The sequence below is a fragment of the Streptomyces beigongshangae genome, assembly GCF_019710745.1.
GTDB lineage: Bacteria > Actinomycetota > Actinomycetes > Streptomycetales > Streptomycetaceae > Streptomyces > Streptomyces beigongshangae.
This window is the reverse complement of record NZ_JAHKJW010000001.1, coordinates 79,821-93,959: the sequence shown is the minus strand read 5'-3', so window position 1 is coordinate 93,959 and position 14,139 is coordinate 79,821. Positions and strand designations below refer to the sequence as shown.

9 protein-coding genes are annotated in these 14,139 nt (G+C 72.9%); 3 read left to right on the top strand and 6 right to left on the bottom strand.

Going from position 1 to position 14,139, the window contains the following annotated elements; genetic code table 11:
- Nucleotides 1-13: 13 nt before the first annotated feature.
- Nucleotides 14-3,235, bottom strand: coding sequence for a tetratricopeptide repeat protein (locus KM933_RS00410; protein WP_221347707.1), 3,222 nt, complete (start codon nt 3,233-3,235; stop codon nt 14-16).
- Nucleotides 3,236-3,499: 264 nt separating this feature from the next.
- On the opposite strand from KM933_RS00410, the gene KM933_RS00405 reads away from it, so the two are divergent.
- The gene (locus KM933_RS00405; protein ID WP_221347706.1) at nt 3,500-5,530 is read left to right on the top strand and encodes a thioredoxin domain-containing protein; all 2,031 of its coding nucleotides are present in this window, start codon (nt 3,500-3,502) and stop codon (nt 5,528-5,530) included.
- A gap of 46 nt (nt 5,531-5,576) precedes the next feature.
- Here KM933_RS00405 and KM933_RS00400 read toward each other — a convergent pair whose 3' ends face one another.
- Nucleotides 5,577-6,377, bottom strand: coding sequence for a Mut7-C RNAse domain-containing protein (locus KM933_RS00400; RefSeq protein ID WP_221347705.1), 801 nt, complete (start codon nt 6,375-6,377; stop codon nt 5,577-5,579).
- Nucleotides 6,378-6,547: 170 nt separating this feature from the next.
- Entirely contained in the window at nt 6,548-7,261 is a 714-nt protein-coding gene (trhA, locus tag KM933_RS00395; RefSeq protein ID WP_221347704.1) for a PAQR family membrane homeostasis protein TrhA, read from the bottom strand.
- 347 nt (nt 7,262-7,608) lie between these two features.
- On the opposite strand from trhA, the gene KM933_RS00390 reads away from it, so the two are divergent.
- Nucleotides 7,609-9,447 carry a phosphoenolpyruvate carboxykinase (GTP) gene (locus KM933_RS00390; RefSeq protein ID WP_221347703.1) on the top strand — a complete coding sequence of 613 codons (1,839 nt, stop codon included), beginning with the start codon at nt 7,609-7,611 and terminating at the stop codon, nt 9,445-9,447.
- A 202-nt stretch (nt 9,448-9,649) separates the two neighbouring features.
- Here KM933_RS00390 and KM933_RS00385 read toward each other — a convergent pair whose 3' ends face one another.
- Both KM933_RS00385 and KM933_RS00380 read right to left on the bottom strand, forming a co-directional pair.
- Nucleotides 9,650-10,078, bottom strand: a complete 429-nt coding sequence (locus KM933_RS00385) for an SCO4983 family protein (protein WP_221347702.1) — start codon at nt 10,076-10,078, stop codon at nt 9,650-9,652.
- A gap of 107 nt (nt 10,079-10,185) precedes the next feature.
- A complete protein-coding gene (locus KM933_RS00380; RefSeq protein ID WP_221347701.1) occupies nt 10,186-11,397 on the bottom strand; it encodes a pyridoxal phosphate-dependent aminotransferase in 1,212 nt (403 codons plus the stop codon).
- Between the two features lie 256 nt (nt 11,398-11,653).
- Between KM933_RS00380 and KM933_RS00375 the strand changes: the two genes are divergently transcribed.
- Complete coding sequence (locus KM933_RS00375; protein ID WP_221347700.1) at nt 11,654-12,490, top strand: S1 family peptidase; 837 nt, start codon at nt 11,654-11,656, stop codon at nt 12,488-12,490.
- A gap of 18 nt (nt 12,491-12,508) precedes the next feature.
- Here the strand turns inward: KM933_RS00375 and KM933_RS00370 are convergent, their stop codons facing one another.
- Nucleotides 12,509-14,134 (bottom strand): N-acyl-D-amino-acid deacylase family protein, encoded by a 1,626-nt coding sequence (locus tag KM933_RS00370; protein ID WP_221347699.1) that lies wholly within the window; start codon nt 14,132-14,134, stop codon nt 12,509-12,511.
- Nucleotides 14,135-14,139 lie beyond the last annotated feature (5 nt).

Here is a 14,139-nt window from a genome sequence, read left to right as displayed (position 1 = left end):
CACGCCGCGCCGCTCACGCGCGCGGTGCCGGGACCGCCACTCCCATGACCTCCCGCGCGTGGCGGTTCGGGACCATTCCCAGGCGCCAGGCCCGCCAGCCGGACTCCAGGTCCGCCCCCCGTTCGAGGAGCAGCTGGTACGCCTCGATGCAGTCGTCCAGTTTTCCGTCGCGGGCCGGGTGGCCCGTGCGGGACAGCTGGGACAGCTCCTCCTGGGCGACGGCCGTGCCCACCTCGACGCCGCCGGGGGAGGCGTACGGCAGCAGCGTGCAGCGCAGGAAGCGGGCCCAGTCCTCGCCGCGCCGGTCGCCGTAGGAGGCGAAGAGCGCGGTCGCCTCGTCGCACAGGGCCAGCGCGGGCTGCGTACGGGCGTTGCCCGCGTCCACCACCGCCAGTTCCAGGCAGGTCCACGCCTCCCCGTGGGCGACGCCGATCCGGTGGAAGTCGGCGCGCGCGTCCACCAGGAGCTGGCGGGCGAAGCCCGAGTTGCGGAGCGAGCCGGTCTGCGCGGCCCGCTGGTCGCGCGTCACCCGGGCCGAGTGGTGGCGGGCGCACGCCAGACCGTAGACGTCGCGGATGCGCGAGAACATCGTCCGGGACCGCTCCAGCTCACGGACCGCCCGGTCGAGGTCGCCCGTCTCCTCCAGCGCCTGGCCCAGGTAGTACACCGTCCACGCCTCGCCCCGGGAGTCCTCGTTCTCACGGTGGCGGGAGGCCGCCTGGCGCAGGCCGTCCACGGCGGCGGACGGGTCGCCGTCGACCAGCCGGGCCCGGGCCAGCTGGGTCAGCGCCCATGCCTCGCCGCGGGCGTCGCGCGTCCGGCCGTACAGGTCGAGGGCGGCGCGCAGTTCGGACTCGGCGCGCGGCACGTCCCCCATGCGCAGACCCAGCTGGCCGAGCTGGAAGTGGGCCCACGCCTCGCCGTGCACGGACTCGCCCTCGCGGTGCAGGACCAGGGCCCGGGTGAGGAGGTCCAGGGACTCGCGCAGCCTCGCCCGGTCCCGCTCCACGCCCGCCAGGGCGTGCATCGTCCAGGCGCGGTCGGCCGCCAGGGCGGGGGACGCCTGCAGGTCCAGGGCCTCCTGGAGCTTCACCGCGGCCTCGGTCAGATTGCCCTGGTGGTGCAGGGTGATGCCGAGCGAGCACAGTGCCCGGGCCGCGCCCGCGTCGTGATGGGCCTCGAAGTAGAGGTCGACGACCGACGTCAGCGTCGTACGGGCCTTGTCGAGCTCGCCGAGCTGGCGTGCCGCGATACCCGTGCGCCACTGGACCGAGCGCACGAGCAGTCCCTGGTCGACGGCCTGCGCCAGCTCGCTGATCTCGCCCAGGCGGTAGAGGTCGCCGCGCAGCAGGCAGTAGTCGCACAGCGCGCCCAGGAGGTTGAGCACCGCCTCCTGGTTCACCCCCTCCGCGTGCCGCAGGGCCGCCGTGATGAAGCTCGACTCGTCGTCCAGCCAGCGCAGGGCCGACTCCAGCGAGGTGAACCCGTGCGGTCCGACCGTGCTCGACTGGAAGGACGTGTCCGCGCGGGTGGACGTCTTGCCGTCGACCAGGCGGATCACCGAGTCCGCGAGCTCGCCGTAGTTGACGATGAGGCGCTCCTGGGCGGCCGTGCGCTCGGCCGGTTCCTCCTCGTCGTGCAGCCGGGCCTGCGCGAAGGCGCGTACGAGATCGTGCAGGCGGTAACGGCTGCCGCGTACGCGGTCGAGCAGGCCCGCGCGGGAGAGTGCCTCCAGATGACGGGTCGCCTCCGGCTCGTCCGCCGCGAGCAGGGCGGCCGCGGCGGCGGTGCCGAGCGAGGCGCGGCCCGCCAGGGCGAGCCGCCGCAGCAGCCGCCGTGCCTGCTCCGACTGGTCGGTGTAGCGCAGCCACAGTGCTCGTTCGACCGGCTCGACCGGGCCGTACGCCGCCAGGTCCGCGGCGAGCCGGCGCGGTGTGCGCGGGCCGAGGGACGAGCCCGCGATACGCAGCGCCAGCGGGAGCCCGCCGCACAGCTCCCGTACCTCGTCCGCGGCCTCGGCGTCGTACGGGGCCGAGTCGTCCCGGGCGGACGCCTTCAGGAGTTCCTCGGCGCCCGGCGCCGCCAGGGGCTCCACCGCGAGCTGGTGCACCCAGGCGGGGAGGTCGGCGGGCAGCTCCAGCGGCTTGCGGGCGGTGACGAGGACGAGGCTGTCGGAGCGCTCCGGCACGAGCGTGCGGACCTGCTCCGCGTCGCCCGCGTCCTCCAGGACGATCGTCACGGGCAGGCCGGTCAGATGCTGGTGGTACAGCTCGGCGAGCCGCCGGACCTGCTGGTCCGGCGCGGAACGCTCCCGGAACAGGAGCTGCTCACGGGGCGCGCCCAGCCGGTTCAGCAGGTGGAGCAGTGCGTCGCGGGTGGTCAGCGGCGGCTCCTCCGGGCTGTCGCCGCGCAGGTCCACCACGCACGCGCCGCGGAACTGGTCCTTCAGTTCGTGCGCGGCGCGGACGGCGAGCGTGCTGCGGCCGGAGCCCGGCGCGCCGTGCAGCACGACCACCGTCGGCCGGGTCTCGGTGCTCGCGCGGGCCGCGTGCACCCAGTGCGTGATCTGCCGCAGCTCCGGCCGGCGACCGGCGAACGGGCCGTCCGGTTCGGGAAGCCGGCCGAAGGACCGCTCCAGGACGCTGCGCCGGCGGGCCGCCGCGCTCTTGTCCGTGCGGCGGAGCTGGGGCGCGCCCTTCTTCGCCCCGGTGGCGGCGTTGTACACACGCTGCTGGTCGAAGAACGGCCGGACCCCGCGGACCTCCAGGGCGGTCAGCCAGGCCAGGCGCAGCTGCTCGGGGCCGCCGGGCCGGCCCAGGGCTCCCGCCCGGCGGCTCGCGGCCGGCAGGTGGGAGGCGGTCACCTTCGCCACCGTCGTGGCCGCGCCGACGACGCCGACGACCGCGCCGGCGCCCATCGCCGTACCCGCGCCGGTGCCGAGCGCCAGGTCGGCCAGCACGGCCGCGAGCGCTGCGGCGGCCGCCACCAGCAGGGGGGTTCCGGCACCCTCGCGCGCGTAGCGCTGCCCGAAGGTCAGCCGGCCGGCCTCCGCCTCGTCCATGGCCTTCGTGTATGCCTCGTACTCCTCGGCGGCCGTCTGCGCCATGGTGTCCAGCGCGGCCCGCGCCCGCGACAGCAGCACGTTCGCGTCGACCCGCCCGCCGGACCGCCGGACCTCCTCCTCCACGGCCCGGACCAGCAGCCGTTCGGCCTCCGCCCGGTGGTTCCCCCGCATCTCGCGTCCCCCTCCGCCGGCAACGGCTGTCCTGGTCGAGTGTCCTGCGGACGACCGGGGAAGGCGAGAGAGCCTCCGGCTCCACCTATGGCATGCCCACGCCCACCCGAACGACCCGGACCCCTTACCTACCCGCGCCCCGCCCCGGTGATCCGCCGCGTACGGCGTCGATCCGTCCCGGAGGGCCCGGCACCCGTTCCGGGAATCCGGCGCGCGTTCCTGTGATCCGTGCCGGCCCGCGGGTACTGCGGCAGGATGGATCCCATGCCGAACCGACTGGCCGACGAGACGTCCCCCTACCTCCTGCAGCACGCCGACAACCCCGTCCACTGGTGGCCCTGGTCGGAGGAGGCGTTCGAGGAGGCGCGCAGGACCGGCAGGCCCGTCCTGCTGAGCGTCGGGTACAGCAGTTGCCACTGGTGCCACGTCATGGCGCACGAGTCCTTCGAGGACCAGGAGACCGCCGACTACCTCAACGCGCACTTCGTCAGCGTCAAGGTCGACCGGGAGGAGCGGCCCGACGTCGACGCGGTCTACATGGAAGCCGTGCAGGCGGCCACCGGACAGGGCGGCTGGCCCATGACCGTCTTCCTCACGGCCGACGCCGAGCCGTTCTACTTCGGCACCTACTTCCCGCCCGAGCCCCGGCACGGCAGCCCCTCCTTCCGGCAGGTCCTCGAAGGCGTGCGCAGCGCGTGGACCGACCGGCGGGACGAGGTCGCCGAGGTCGCCGGGAAGATCGCGCGCGACCTCGCCGGCCGCGAGTTCGGCTTCGGCGACGCGCGGCTGCCCGGCGAGGAGGAGCTCTCGCAGGCGCTGCTCGGGCTCACCCGCGACTACGACGCCACGTACGGCGGCTTCGGCGGGGCGCCCAAGTTCCCGCCGTCCATGGCCGTCGAGTTCCTGCTCCGGCACCACGCGCGCACCGGCGCCGAGGGCGCACTCCAGATGGCCGCCGACACCTGCGAGCGGATGGCCCGGGGCGGTATCTACGACCAGCTCGGCGGCGGCTTCGCCCGCTACTCCGTCGACCGCGAGTGGGTCGTGCCCCACTTCGAGAAGATGCTCTACGACAACGCGCTCCTGTGCCGGGTGTACGCGCACCTGTGGCGGGCCACCGGCTCCGACCTGGCCCGCCGGGTCGCCCTGGAGACCGCCGACTTCATGGTCCGGGAACTGCGCACGGCCGAGGGCGGGTTCGCCTCCGCGCTCGACGCCGACAGCGACGACGGCACGGGCCGGCACGTCGAGGGCGCCTACTACGTGTGGACGCCGGAGGAGCTGCGCGAGGTGCTCGGCGAGCAGGACGCGGCACTGGCCGCCGACTACTTCGGGGTGTCCGAGGAGGGCACCTTCGAGGAAGGCGCCTCCGTCCTGCAGCTGCCGCAGCGCGGGGGCGTGTCCGACGCCGCGCGCATCGCGTCCGTCAAGGCCCGGCTGAAGGATGCGCGCGACGGCCGCCCCGCCCCCGGCCGGGACGACAAGGTCGTCGCCGCCTGGAACGGCCTGGCGATCGCCGCGCTGGCCGAGACCGGCGCGTACTTCGACCGGCCCGACCTGGTCGACGCGGCGCTCGGCGCGGCCGACCTGCTCGTTCGCCTGCACCTGGACGAGCAGGCGCGTCTCGCCCGGACCAGCAAGGACGGCCGGGCCGGCGCCCACGCGGGCGTGCTGGAGGACTACGCGGACGTCGCGGAGGGCTTCCTCGCGCTGGCCGCGGTGACCGGCGAGGGCGTCTGGCTGGACTTCGCCGGCTTCCTGCTCGACCACGTCCTCACCCGGTTCACCGACGAGGAGTCGGGCGCGCTGTACGACACGGCGGTCGACGCCGAGAAGCTGATCCGGCGCCCGCAGGACCCGACGGACAACGCGACACCCTCCGGCTGGAGCGCCGCTGCCGGAGCCCTGCTGAGCTACGCGGCGCAGACGGGCTCCGAGACCCACCGCCGTACCGCGGAACGGGCGCTGGGCGTGGTGAAGGCGCTCGGCCCGCGCGCCCCGCGGTTCGTCGGCTGGGGTCTGGCCACCGCCGAGGCGCAGCTCGACGGGCCGCGCGAGGTGGCCGTCGTCGGACCGGCCGACGACCCGGCCACCAGGGAGCTGCACCGCGCCGCCCTGCTCGCCACCGCACCCGGTGCGGTCGTCGCCGTGGGCACCCCGGACAGCGGCGAACTGCCGTTGCTCGCGGGCCGGTCACTGGTCGGCGGTGAACCGACCGCGTACGTCTGCCGTCACTTCACCTGCGACGCCCCGACGACCGAGACCGACCGCCTCCGGGCGGCACTGGGACGCTGAACGGGGGGCGCCGATCGCGCCCCCCGCATCCCCGTGCTCTTACACCTCACGCCGGATCCCCGGAGCTCCCGGAACCCAACCCGAGAGGAGCCTCCTCGGAGTCCTCGGAGCTCTCGGAGTCCTCGGAGCCGAACTCCGCGAGGGCCCGCCCGACGATCCCTTCGAGCTGCGCGTGGTGGGCTCCCCGCCAGTACGCCCGCCCGCACTCCCCGCACCGCGCGAACACGTCGTACGACCGCCGCGTCCCCCCTTCGAGCTGCCCGGCGATCTCGTCCTTCGAGGCCGCCCGCAGCACCCCGTTGCACGCGGTGCACCGGCTCCACGGCCGCAGCGGCGGCGCGAACCGTCCCAGTACGTCCCGCAGCTGTTCGTCCGGCCGTGTGCTGTAGACGAACGCCCCGGCCCACAGCTCCCGCCGCCGCAGCAGTCCCCGGTCCCGGCTGAGCATCACCCGCCGCTCGGCCGCGGACCTCGTGGCCAGCGCGGGGTCACCGATGTCCAGGGACTCGTACGCCGCGTCGACACCGAGCAGCCGCAGCCGGCGGGCCAGCGTGCCCAGGTGGACGTCGAGCAGGAACCGCAGCGGGGCGCCCGGCACCCGCTGCGGCCGCGGGACCGCCCGTACCGAGACGGACTCGCCCGCGAGCGGTACGTGGGAGACGGCCACCGCGCGCCCGTCCACCACGAGCCCGCCGACCTCGGTCAGCGGAACGCCGAGCGACTCGACGACATGGCCGAGCGTGGAGGAGCCGTCGGTGGCGACCGGCGTGGCTCCCGACCGGCGTCCGTGCGGGACGAACACCCGCAGCCCGGGGGCGAAGTCGACATGGATCTCGGGTCCGTTCACCGGGTCAGGATGCCATGGGGGCAGGCCCGCGGAGGACCGCACGGAAGAGCCCCACCGCGCCGTGCGGTGGGGCCGTTGCGGGCAGGGCAGGGCAGGGCAGGGGCCGGAGGAGGGGGAGGGGGAGGGGGAAGGGGAGAAGAGGGAGGAGGAGGGGCGGGAGACCGCCGTGGTCACTCGTACCGGTACGCCACCATCGAGATGGCGATGTAGTGCGCGATGAACGCCGCGAGGGTCAGCGAGTGGAAGACCTCGTGGAAGCCGAACCACCGCGGTGACGGGTCGGGCCGCTTCAGCGCGTAGATCACGCCGCCCGCGCTGTAGAGCAGCCCGCCCACGATCACGAGGACCAGGACGGCGACGCCGCCGGTCCGCATGAAGTCGGGGAGGAAGAAGACCGCCGCCCAGCCCATCGCGATGTAGCAGGGGGTGTAGAGCCAGCGCGGCGCGCCGATCCAGAAGACGCGGAAGGCGATGCCCGCGATCGCGGCGCACCAGATGCCCCACAGGAGCCAGCGGCCCTTGCTCTCCGGGAGCAGCAGCATGGTCAGCGGTGTGTACGAGCCCGCGATGATGAGGAAGATGTTCGCGTGGTCGAGTCTTCGCAGGACACCGTCCATGCGCGGGCTCCACGTACCGCGGTGGTAGATCGCGCTGACCCCGAACAGCAGACAGGCCGTCAGCACGAAGACCGCGCAGGAGGCGCGGGCCCGGGCCGAGTCGGCGAGGACGGTCAGCACCAGGCCGGAGACGAGGACGACCGGGAACATCCCGGCGTGCAGCCACCCGCGCAGGTGCGGTTTCACCGGGTGCGGCAGGGAGAGCGCTTCGGCGACACGGTCGACGACAGGCGTGTCCGTAGAGGCGTCGGAACTGGGCGCAGTCATACCGACCATCGTACCTACGGAACCGTAGGTTACGTGCCGCTCCCCCCGTGAGGGCGTCGTCGGGCGTCCGGTGTCCGGCGCGTGTCGGGAGGCGGTGCCCGGTGGACAGAGGTGGCACTTTGTACACATCCGGCGACAAGTGGTGATGCTCACGCCGCTCAAGTGTGAGGTCCTCTGGACATATGCGCGCAGCCGTCGGATGATCAAATGAGTGCGGTCGGCACCGGATGAGCGCCAAGGAGATCGATATGCACCGGAAGGACCCGGTGCGGGCCGGTCATGTGAAGCATCCGGGTCGCGGCCCCCACGGGGCACCCAAAACAAAAACCCCTCATCTAGGAGCGATCGTGGCGCGCGATATCGCGGCTCCCCCTTCGACCACCGTCCCCACCACCCACAAGGAACTGGTCTCGTGGGTCAACGAGATCGCCGAACTGACGCAGCCGGACAGCGTGGTCTGGTGTGACGGTTCGGAGGCCGAGTACGAGCGGCTGAGCGAGGAGCTCGTCCGCAAGGGCACCTTCCGGAAGCTCGACCCGGTGCTGCGCCCGAACTCGTACTACGCGGCCTCCGACCCCTCCGACGTCGCCCGGGTGGAGGACCGCACGTTCATCTGCTCCGAGAAGGAGGAGGACGCCGGCCCGACCAACCACTGGAAGGACCCCGCCGAGATGCGGGAGGTCTTCCAGGGCAAGGAGGGCAACGGGGGGATCTTCCGCGGCTCGATGCGCGGCCGGACGATGTACGTCGTCCCGTTCTGCATGGGACCCCTGGGCTCCGACCTCTCCGCCATCGGTGTGGAGATCACCGACTCGGCGTACGTGGCCGTCTCCATGCGCACCATGACCCGGATGGGACGGCCGGTCCTGGACGAACTCGGCTCCGACGGATTCTTCGTGCGTGCCGTGCACACGCTCGGGGCGCCGCTGGCCGAGGGCGAGGCCGACGTGCCGTGGCCCTGCAACTCCACGAAGTACATCTCCCACTTCCCGGAGACCCGTGAGATCTGGTCGTACGGCTCCGGCTACGGCGGCAACGCGCTGCTCGGCAAGAAGTGCTACGCGCTGCGCATCGCCTCCGTCATGGCCCGTGACGAGGGCTGGCTGGCCGAGCACATGCTGATCCTGAAGCTCACGCCCCCGCAGGGGGAGCCGAAGTACGTGGCCGCCGCCTTCCCCAGCGCCTGCGGCAAGACGAACCTCGCGATGCTGGAGCCCACGGTCCGCGGCTGGACCGTGGAGACCATCGGCGACGACATCGCCTGGATGCGCTTCGGCGAGGACGGACGCCTGTACGCCATCAACCCCGAGGCCGGTTTCTTCGGGGTCGCGCCCGGCACCGGTGAGCACACCAACGCCAACGCGATGAAGACGCTGTGGGGCAACTCCGTCTTCACGAACGTCGCCCTGACCGACGAGGGCGACGTCTGGTGGGAGGGCATGACGGAGGAGGCCCCGGCCCACCTCACGGACTGGAAGGGCAACGACTGGACGCCGGAGTCGGGCACCCCCGCCGCCCACCCGAACGCCCGCTTCACGGTCCCCGCCGCCCAGTGCCCGATCATCGCGCCCGAGTGGGAGGACCCCCGGGGTGTGCCGATCTCCGCGATCCTCTTCGGCGGGCGCCGCGCCACGGCCGTCCCGCTGGTGACGGAGTCCTTCGACTGGAACCACGGCGTCTTCCTCGGCGCGAACGTCGCCTCCGAGAAGACCGCCGCCGCCGAGGGCAAGGTCGGTGAGCTGCGCCGCGACCCGTTCGCCATGCTGCCGTTCTGCGGCTACAACATGGGCGACTACATGGGCCACTGGATCGACGTCGCCAAGGGCAGGGACCGCACGAAGCTCCCGAGGATCTACTACGTCAACTGGTTCCGCAAGAACGACGAGGGCGCGTTCGTGTGGCCCGGCTTCGGCGAGAACAGCCGGGTCCTGAAGTGGATCGTGGACCGGCTGGACGGACGGGCCGAGGGGGTCGAGACCCCGATCGGCGTGCTGCCGGCGAAGGGCGCCCTCGACACGGAGGGACTCGACCTCTCCGAGGCCGAGCTGGACTTCCTCCTCACGGTCGACACGGAGGTCTGGCGCGAGGAGGCGGCGCTGGTGCCGGACCACCTGAACACGTTCGGCGACCACACGCCGGCGGAACTCTGGGACGAGTACCGGGCGCTGGTGAAGCGCCTGGGCTAGGCCAGGGCTCCCAGGGGCGCGGGGGATCGCGCGACAGGCCCCACCGGCCCGCACGGCGAACGACGGACGCGCATCGGGAAGGGCCGCACCCCGACAGGGTGCGGCCCTTCCCGATGCGCGGGGCGCCCGGCCCGCACGTCGCTGCGGGTACGCGCGGGCCGGGGCCGATCGGAGGAGCCCGGAGGCTCCGAGGGGGGGCGGTTCAGTGAGCGCTGAGCGCCGGTGCCGTGACGGCCGTCCCGACGGCCGCCGTGTGCGCGTCCATGCGCTCGGCGGCCAGGATCGCGACCGCCGTGTCCGCACGGGACGCCGCGACGACGAGAGCGCGGCCGGCGAGCGCGTGCGCCCGCCGGTGCAGTCCCACGGGCAGTGCCGCGCCCTCGCTCGCGGCGACGGCCGCACGGACCGGCGGACGCCCGCCGCGCAGCCGGGTCACCTGCTCGGCCAGCCGCTCCGCGGCGGCGTCGAGCTCGGCGGACGGTTCGAGACCACGGAGCTCGTCCGTGACCGTGAGCAGTGCCGCCAGATGACCGGCGAGCTGGATGTCCAGCTCCTCCTCGCGCGACCGGTGGGGGAAGTCGGCGGTGCCGGCCATCGAGTGCACCGACTTGGTGCGTATCGGTTCGTACATGGGAGATGGCCTCCTGTGTCCTGACAGGAAGCCATCCTAGCTTGGATTTCGTCTAAAGTTGCGCAGGCTCGGGAAGTGATTCCGGACCGCCGCGCACCCCACCCGCGTCAGCTCTGCCCGTACCCGTCCAGGAAGGTGCCGATCCGTGTCACCGCGTCCGTCAGGTCCCGCGCCGTGGGCAGGGTGACGACCCGGAAGTGGTCCGGTTCCGGCCAGTTGAAGCCGGTGCCCTGCACCACCATGATCTTCTCGGTCCGCAGCAGGTCCAGCACCATCCGCCGGTCGTCCTTGATCTTGAAGACCTTCGGGTCCAGGCGCGGGAAGAGGTAGAGCGCCCCCTTCGGCTTCACGCACGTCACACCCGGGATCTGCGTCAGCAGCGCGTGCGCCACGTCCCGCTGCTCCCGCAGCCGCCCGCCGGGGAGCACGAGGTCCTTGACGGTCTGGCGGCCGCTGAGGGCGGCGACCACACCGTGCTGGCCGGGCATGTTCGCGCACAGCCGCATGTTGGCGAGGATCGTCAGCCCCTCGATGTACGAGTCGGCGTGCGCCCGGGGTCCCGAGATCGCCATCCAGCCGACCCGGTACCCGGCCACGCGGTACGCCTTCGACATGCCGTTGAAGGTGAGCGTCAGCAGGTCCGGGGCGACCTTGGCGGTCGGGGTGTGCACGGCCTCGTCGTACAGGATCTTGTCGTAGATCTCGTCCGAGCAGACCAGCAGGTTGTGGCGGCGGGCGATGTCGGTGAGCCCGCGCAGCATCGCCTCGTCGTAGACCGCGCCGGTCGGGTTGTTCGGGTTGATGATCACGATCGCCTTGGTGCGGTCGGTGACCTTCCGCTCCACGTCGGCGAGATCGGGCATCCAGTCGGACTGCTCGTCGCAGCGGTAGTGCACGGCGGTGCCGCCGGAGAGGGAGACGGCGGCGGTCCACAGGGGGTAGTCCGGCGCCGGTACGAGCACCTCGTCGCCGTCGTCCAGCAGGCCCTGCATCGCCATCACGATCAGCTCGGACACGCCGTTGCCGATGAAGACGTGCTCGACGTCCGTCTCGATGCCGAGGGTCTGGTTGTGCATGACCACGGCCCGGCGCGCCGCGAGCAGGCCCTTCGCGTCGCCGTACCCGTGCGCGGAGGAGACGTTGCGGAGGATGTCCTCCAGGATCTCCGGCGGGCAGTCGAAGCCGAACGCGGCGGGGTTGCCGGTGTTCAGCTTCAGGATGCGATGACCTGCCGCTTCCAGCCGCATCGCCTCCTCGAGCACCGGGCCCCGGATCTCGTAACAGACGTTGGCGAGCTTGGTCGACTGGATCACCTGCATGCCCGCGAGCTTACGGCCGGGCCGTGGTTCGCGCGGAGTGTTTCCCGCCACGTGAGACGTGCGGGGCGGGTGCCCGGCGCCCGGCCGCCTCGCGGCCCCGCGCGCTTCGCGGGTGCGGGCGGCTTGATTCGGGTTCTTGTCGGGGTGGGTCGGTCGCCTCACAATGCGCATGACAAAACGTGAACCCATGCGTGAAGCCATACGAGAAGCCGCCGGAAGACCTCCGGCCGCTCGCGTCGTACGAGGGGACCCCCACATGAAGAAGCCTCTCCTTGCCGTGCTCGGAGCCCTGGTGACCGCCGGGACGGGCCTGGCGGCACCGGCGGCCGCCGCGGAGCCGTCGGTCGCCGCGGAACCGGCGGCCGTCACCTTCGCCGGCACCGTCTCGCTCAGCAACTGCTCCGGCTCCGTCGTGCGCCTCCCGGACTCGCAGGACGACGACCCGGCGCTGGTGATGTCGAACGGCCACTGTCTGGAGACCGGCTTCCCGGCCGCCGGCCAGGTCATCGTCGACCGGGCCTCCAGCCGCACCTTCGGCCTGCTGAACGCCGCCGGCACCCGCGTCGCCACCCTCCGCGCCAGCAAGATCACATATGCCACGATGACCGACACGGACGTCTCGCTCTACCAGCTCACCACCACGTACGGGCAGATCAGGAGCTCGTACGGGATCAGCCCGCTGACGCTGGACGACAGCCGCCCGGCCGCCGGCCGGGCCATCACGGTCGTCTCCGGCTACTGGAAGCGCACCTACAGCTGCGCCATAGACGGCTTCGCCCACCGCCTCAAGGAGGGCGGCTGGACCTGGAAGGACTCGGTCCGCTACACCTCCGCCTGCCGGACCGTCGGCGGCACCTCCGGCTCGCCCGTGATCGACGACGCCACCGGCGACGTCGTCGCCGTCAACAACACCGGCAACGAGGACGGCGGACGCTGCACCGAGAACAACCCCTGCGAGGTCGACGCGAACGGCACCGTCACCGTCCGCGCCGGCATCAACTACGGCCAGCAGACCTACCAGATCCCCGCCTGCTTCGGCCTCGACAGCAAGCTCGACCTGAGCGCGAGCGGCTGCACCCTGCCCAAGCCGTGACCGGCCGGCGGCGGGCGGTCAGCCGGTGGTGCGGCGGACCGCCCGTCCCGCCAGCACATCCGTCCGGCGGCCGTCCTCGATGACGAACCGGCCGTCGATCAGGACGTGCGGGATGCCGGTCGGCAGCGTGCGGGGGGCGTCGAAGGTCGCGCCCGCGGCGACCGTCCGCGGGTCGAGGAGGACCAGGTCGGCGCGGTAGCCCTCGCGGACCAGGCCCCGGTCGGGCAGCCGCAGCCGGGCCGCGGGCCGTGAGGTGAGGTGGGCGACGCACTCCTCCAGACCGAGGACGCCCAGCTCCCGCACGTACCGGCCGAGGTACTGCGGGAACGTGCCGTACGCGCGCGGGTGCGGCTTGTCGCCCTGGAGGATGCCGTCCGAGCCGCCGGTGTGGACGCGGTGCCGCATGATCGTCCGTACGTTCTCCTCGTGGCCCACGTGCTGGAGGATCGTCGAGCCGAGCCCGTCGTCGAGCAGCAGCCTGCGGGCGACGGTCCAGGGGGCCTCGCCGCGCGCGTCCGCCGACTCCCGGACCGTGCGGCCCACGTAGGACGCGAGCGCCTGGTCGGTCACGCCCGAGATCTCGATGGTCTCCCACTCCACCGGCACACCGTGGCACCCGTCCGACCCCACCACCTCCATGTGGTGGCGGATCCGCTCGGCGGTGTCCCCGTCCCGCAGCCGGTCGAGGACCGCCGCCGGACCGCCCTCGCCCGCCCAGCTGGGCAGCAGCGCCACGAGCGTCGTACAGCCGGGGGTGTACGGATAGGTGTCCAGGCTGATGTCCGCCCCGCCCGCGAGCGCCTCGTCGACGAGTGCCAGCAGGTCGGCGCCCTTCCCCTTGTTCACGCCGAAGTTCATGGTGGCGTGCGCGAGGTGGAGGGCGCAGCCGGCCTCGCGCGTCAGGTCCACCATCTCCCGGTAGGCGTCCAGGGCGCCGGCCCCGTACGAGCGGTGGTGCGGGCAGTAGTAGCCGCCGTACTCCGCGACCACCCGGCACAGCTCCGTCAGCTCGGCGTCCCCGGCGTACATGCCGGGGGTGTACGTGAGGCCGGACGACATGCCGACCGCGCCCTCCCGCATCCCGTCGGCGACCAGCCGCCGCATCCGGTCCAGCTCCTCCGGCGTCGCCCCGCGGTCGTCCCAGCCGACGGCCAGCATGCGCACGGCGCCCTGCGGGATCAGGTAGGCGGCGTTCACGGCGATGCCCTCGCCGTCGAAGCCGTGGTCCAGGCGGTCCAGGTACTCGCCCACCGACCGCCAGGTGAAGTCGATGTCGTCCCCGCCGCCGTTCCAGCCGGTGATCGCCTTGCGGACCTCGGGGAGCGTGCGGTCGTCCACCGGCGCGTAGGACAGCCCGTCCTGCCCGATGACCTCCAGCGTGACGCCCTGGGCCGCCTTCGCGCTGTGGTCGGGGTCCCGCAGCAGGGCGAGGTCGCTGTGCGCGTGCATGTCGATGAAGCCCGGGGTCAGCACGAGACCCTCGGCGTCCAGCACGCGCCGGGCGACCGGCCGCTGGCACCCGGCGGCGGCCGCCTCCTGCACCACGGCCGTGATCCGGCCGCCCTCGATGCCCACGTCGGCCCGGTAGGAGGGGCCCCCACCGCCGTCGACGACGTCCACGTCACGGATGACGAGATCCATCATGGCGT

Excerpts from the sequence above, each read along its gene's own strand:
- KM933_RS00410 (WP_221347707.1), bottom strand. The coding sequence starts at position 3,235 with ATGCGGGGGAACCACCGGGCGGAGGCCGAACGGCTGCTGGTCCGGGCC.
- KM933_RS00405 (WP_221347706.1), top strand. The coding sequence starts at position 3,500 with ATGCCGAACCGACTGGCCGACGAGACGTCCCCCTACCTCCTGCAGCAC.
- trhA (WP_221347704.1), bottom strand. The coding sequence starts at position 7,261 with ATGACTGCGCCCAGTTCCGACGCCTCTACGGACACGCCTGTCGTCGAC.
- KM933_RS00385 (WP_221347702.1), bottom strand. The coding sequence starts at position 10,078 with ATGTACGAACCGATACGCACCAAGTCGGTGCACTCGATGGCCGGCACC.
- KM933_RS00380 (WP_221347701.1), bottom strand. The coding sequence starts at position 11,397 with ATGCAGGTGATCCAGTCGACCAAGCTCGCCAACGTCTGTTACGAGATC.
- KM933_RS00375 (WP_221347700.1), top strand. The coding sequence starts at position 11,654 with ATGAAGAAGCCTCTCCTTGCCGTGCTCGGAGCCCTGGTGACCGCCGGG.
- KM933_RS00370 (WP_221347699.1), bottom strand. The coding sequence starts at position 14,134 with ATGATGGATCTCGTCATCCGTGACGTGGACGTCGTCGACGGCGGTGGG.